The sequence below is a fragment of the Achromobacter sp. genome (assembly GCF_050285585.1).
Classification (GTDB): domain Bacteria; phylum Pseudomonadota; class Gammaproteobacteria; order Burkholderiales; family Burkholderiaceae_B; genus Achromobacter.
On sequence record NZ_JBLZXF010000086.1, the window covers coordinates 1 to 3,902 of the forward strand.

Here is a 3,902-nt window from a genome sequence, read left to right on the forward strand (position 1 = left end):
GCTTCGACCCGCTGGCGCGCACCACCAAGTTCATGCTGACCGAAGAGGCGCACCACATGTTCGTGGGCGAATCGGGCATCTCGCGCGTCATCCAGCGCACCTGCGAAGTCATGAACCAGCTGAAGACCGACGATCCGGAAAGCGTGCGCGCGGCCGGCGTGATCGACCTGCCCACCATCCAGCGCTACCTGAATTTCCACTACAGCGTCACCATCGACCTGTTCGGCGCGGACCAATCCTCCAACGCGGCCATCTTCTACAGCTCGGGCCTGAAGGGGCGCTACGAAGAAGGCAAGCGCACGGACGACCACCAGTTGAAGAACGACACCTACCGCGTGCTGACGGTGGAAAACGGCAGGCTGGGCGAGGCCGAGGTGCCGATGCTGAACGCCTTGAACGAAGTCCTGCGCGACGACTTCATCCGCGACTCGGTCGCCGGCATCGGGCGCTGGAACAAGGTCATCGAAAAAAGCGGCATCCCGTTCCGGCTGCAAGTGCCGCACAAGGCATTCAACCGCCAGATCGGCACCCTGGCGGGCATCAGGATGTCTCCGGAGGGCGACATTCTTTCCGAATCGCAGTGGCAGGCCAACCGTCACAAGTGGCTGCCCACGCCCGAGGACCGCGCCTTCGTCGCGTCGCTGATGGGGCGTGTGACCGAGCCGGGCAAGTTCGCCAACTGGATCGCGCCGCCCGTCATGGGCATCAACCGCCAGCCGGTGAATTTCGAGTACGTCCGTTTCAACTAAGGCGGGGCGGCGGCCGCGCGGGCGGCCGCCTACCGGAGCATGGGGAAGACCGCGATGAACGCTCCCTTACCAGCAGAAGTCCTGAAGCAGCATGTCATCGATCCCGAGATCTGCATCCGCTGCAACACCTGCGAAGAAACCTGTCCGATCGACGCGATCACCCACGACGCCAACAATTACGTCGTGGATCCGGATATCTGCAACGGCTGCATGGCCTGCGTGCCTCCGTGTCCCACGGGCGCCATCGACAATTGGCGGCTGGTGGCGCGCGCCGAGGCCCATTCCGTGCACGATCAACTGGGCTGGGAGGAGCTGCCCCAGGAGCAGGCGCCGCCCGTAGCGGCCGGGGCGGAGGCGGCCGTGGCCGAGCCCGCCGCGCCGCAGCCCGCCGCCGCGGCGCCGGGCGCGGCGGTGCCGCCCTGGTCCGCAGCCCATCCCTACGTCAACCTGTATACGCACAAGACGCCCATGACGGCCACCGTTGTCGGCAATTACCGGGTCACGGGAACCGATACGGACAGCGACATCCACCATATCGTCCTGGATTTCGGAGAATTGCCCTTTCCCGTGCTGGAGGGGCAGTCCATCGGCATCCTGCCGCCCGGCCTGGACGCCCAGGGCCGGCCGCACCATGCGCGCCAATATTCGCTGGCCAGCCCCCGCGATGGCGAGCGGGCCGGCTACAACAACCTTTCCCTGACGGTCAAGCGGGTTACCGAGGACCACGCCGGCGCGGCCGCCCATGGCGTGTGTTCGAACTACTTGTGCGATCTGGTCAAGAACGACAAGGTGCAGGTGATCGGACCGTTCGGCCATACGTTCCTGATGCCCAACCATCCCGGGGCCAACCTCATCATGATCTGCACGGGAACCGGATCGGCGCCCATGCGCGCCATGACGGAGCGTTGCCGCCGGCGCATCGAATCCGGCGAGAACGGCAAGCTCATGCTGTTCTTCGGCGCGCGCACCGAGCGCGAACTGCCGTATTTCGGCCCATTGATGAAACTTCCCCCCGATTTCATCGACATCAACCTGGCGCTGTCGCGCGAGGCGGGCCAGCCCAAGCGCTATGTCCAGGACCTGATCCGGGACCGCGCCGCCAAGGTGCTCGAATTGCTGGCGGACCGCAATACCTGTATCTATGTCTGCGGCCTGAAGGGCATGGAAACGGGCGTGCTGGACGCATTGCGCGACGTGACGGTGCAATCGGGCCAGGATTGGTCTATCCTGCATGATGCGCTGCGCCGCGAAGGGCGCCTGCACTTCGAGACCTATTGATCCGGAACATCCGATCCGGAAACATGAGCGACGGTCGGCGCGCGGTGGCGCGCCGATCGCATTTGCGGGGGGAAATCCACAATATGAAGTTCGCCGATTTCAAAGACGGCATGCTCATCAAGGCCGGTCCGGTCACCGTGACGGAAGCGGAGATCCTGGAGTTTGCACGCAAGTACGATCCCCAATGGTTCCACACCGATCCCCAGCGCGCCTCCGAGGGCCGGTGGGGCGGGCTCATCGCCAGCGGCTGGCACACCTGCGCGCTGGCCATGCGCATGGCCGTGGAGGCGGCGCTTCACGATTCCGAATCCTTCGGTTCTCCCGGCCTGGGCGAAGTGCGCTGGCGCACCCCCGTGCGCCCCGGCGATACGTTGCGCCTGGAGGCGCGGGTGCAGGGCGTGCGCACATCCTCGTCGCGCCCCGACCTGGGCATCATCACGTGGGCCTGGACGGTCTACAACCAGCACGACGAAGGCGTGCTGGAACTGGACGCGACCAGCCTTTTCGATCTTTCCGGCGAGAACTAGGGCGCAGGGGCGCCTGCCCCCGGAGACCGCCGGGGCGGCCTAGCGCTGCTTGCCCGCCTGCTTCAGGATGGCGTCGGCATCGGGGCCGGCTGCGGCCTTCCACGCGGCCACCGAGTCCGACGCCGCGTCCTTCAGCGCTTTTCGCACCGGCAGGGGCACGGCGGTGTTGATCGCAACGCCATTCTTGCGCATGTTGGCGTAGTTCTGCTGCAGCCGGCCGTCGATCCGCTTCCATTGCTCGGTTTCGGTCTGCGCCGCCGCCTGGTCGATGGCGCGGCGCGTGCGCGCGTCCAGGGCCCGATAGGCCTGCAGGTTCATTGTCGCGATCGAGATGGGCATGGCGTAATTGATCTCGGCGAAGTTGGGCAAGTGTTCCCACAGCTTGCGGCCCGCGCCGCCGTCGCCGGACGACAGCACGGCGTTCACCTCGCCCTTGGCGATCAGCGGCATGGCGTCGGCAAAGGAAATGTTCCGCGCCTGGGCGCCCGCTTTCTGCATCACGCTCTGCGAGGTGGCGTCATAGGTGCGGATGTTCAGGGTCTTCAAGGCCGCGACGCTGTCGATCTTCTGCCTGGACCAGATGCCGGACGCCGGCCACGGCGTGGTGTAGAGCAGTTTCTGCCCATGCGCCGCCAGCAGTTTTTCATAGGCCGGCCGGGCGGCCTTGTTCAGGTTGCGGGCCTTGGACAGCGAGTCCGCGAGGAAGGGCAGGGAGGACACGCCGAACAAGGGGTACTTCGTGGCCAGGGCGCCGGCGAATGCATCGCCCGCGTCCACCTTGCGGGCCTCCACGGCGTCGATCATGTCGCCGGACTTGATGCCCTTGGCGGCGTCGTAGCTGGCGTCGATGAGCACGGCGCCGGCAGTCTTCGCGCGGACCAGCTCGGCGAAGGTGGATACGCCTTGGCCGGGCATGGAGGTGGCCGGGTATTCGGTGGCCATTGTCAAGGTGGTGGCGGCATAGGCGCCATGCGCCATGAATGCGAGGGCGATGCCCGCCATCAGGCGGAGGGATGGGTTGCCTTGCATGCGCGACTCCTGGTCGGTTGGGATAAGCCGGGGTCGGGCACTCGGGACGGCGCGCGGGCGCCCGGGCCTGTGCCTGGCCGATGCCGCAAAGCGTACGGCCTGCGCAAGGCCGCCGCTATCCGGGCTTACGGCAATGCGCGAAGCAGGGCTGGCGCCAGGCAATGAAAAGCCGCCCCTCGGGGCGGCTTTGCCTACTGCCGGGATCGGCGGACGATCAATAGAACGCCTGGATGCCGGTCTGCGCGCGGCCCAGGATCAGGGCGTGCACGTCGTGGGTGCCTTCGTAGGTGTTGACCACTTCCAGGTTCACCAGGTGGCG

General features: G+C 66.4%; 3 protein-coding genes and 1 pseudogene. 3 read left to right on the forward strand and 1 reads right to left on the reverse strand.

The window, feature by feature from the left end; genetic code table 11:
• From ACN6PJ_RS31160 to ACN6PJ_RS31170, 3 genes and pseudogenes are all read left to right on the forward strand, one after another.
• Window positions 1–749: pseudogene (locus tag ACN6PJ_RS31160) on the forward strand (benzoyl-CoA 2,3-epoxidase subunit BoxB); the annotation flags it as partial.
• A 54-nt stretch (window positions 750–803) separates the two neighbouring features.
• Entirely contained in the window at window positions 804–2,027 is a 1,224-nt protein-coding gene (boxA, locus tag ACN6PJ_RS31165) for a benzoyl-CoA 2,3-epoxidase subunit BoxA (protein ID WP_427999493.1), read from the forward strand.
• 83 nt (window positions 2,028–2,110) lie between these two features.
• Window positions 2,111–2,554 carry a MaoC family dehydratase gene (locus tag ACN6PJ_RS31170; protein WP_427999494.1) on the forward strand — a complete coding sequence of 148 codons (444 nt, stop codon included), beginning with the start codon at window positions 2,111–2,113 and terminating at the stop codon, window positions 2,552–2,554.
• A 39-nt stretch (window positions 2,555–2,593) separates the two neighbouring features.
• Here the strand turns inward: ACN6PJ_RS31170 and ACN6PJ_RS31175 are convergent, their stop codons facing one another.
• Window positions 2,594–3,583 (reverse strand): TRAP transporter substrate-binding protein, encoded by a 990-nt coding sequence (locus tag ACN6PJ_RS31175; RefSeq protein WP_427999495.1) that lies wholly within the window; start codon window positions 3,581–3,583, stop codon window positions 2,594–2,596.
• Between the last annotated feature and the right edge of the window lie 319 nt (window positions 3,584–3,902).

Excerpts from the sequence above, each read along its gene's own strand:
- ACN6PJ_RS31175 (WP_427999495.1), bottom strand. The coding sequence starts at position 3,583 with ATGCAAGGCAACCCATCCCTCCGCCTGATGGCGGGCATCGCCCTCGCA.
- ACN6PJ_RS31170 (WP_427999494.1), top strand. The coding sequence starts at position 2,111 with ATGAAGTTCGCCGATTTCAAAGACGGCATGCTCATCAAGGCCGGTCCG.
- boxA (WP_427999493.1), top strand. The coding sequence starts at position 804 with ATGAACGCTCCCTTACCAGCAGAAGTCCTGAAGCAGCATGTCATCGAT.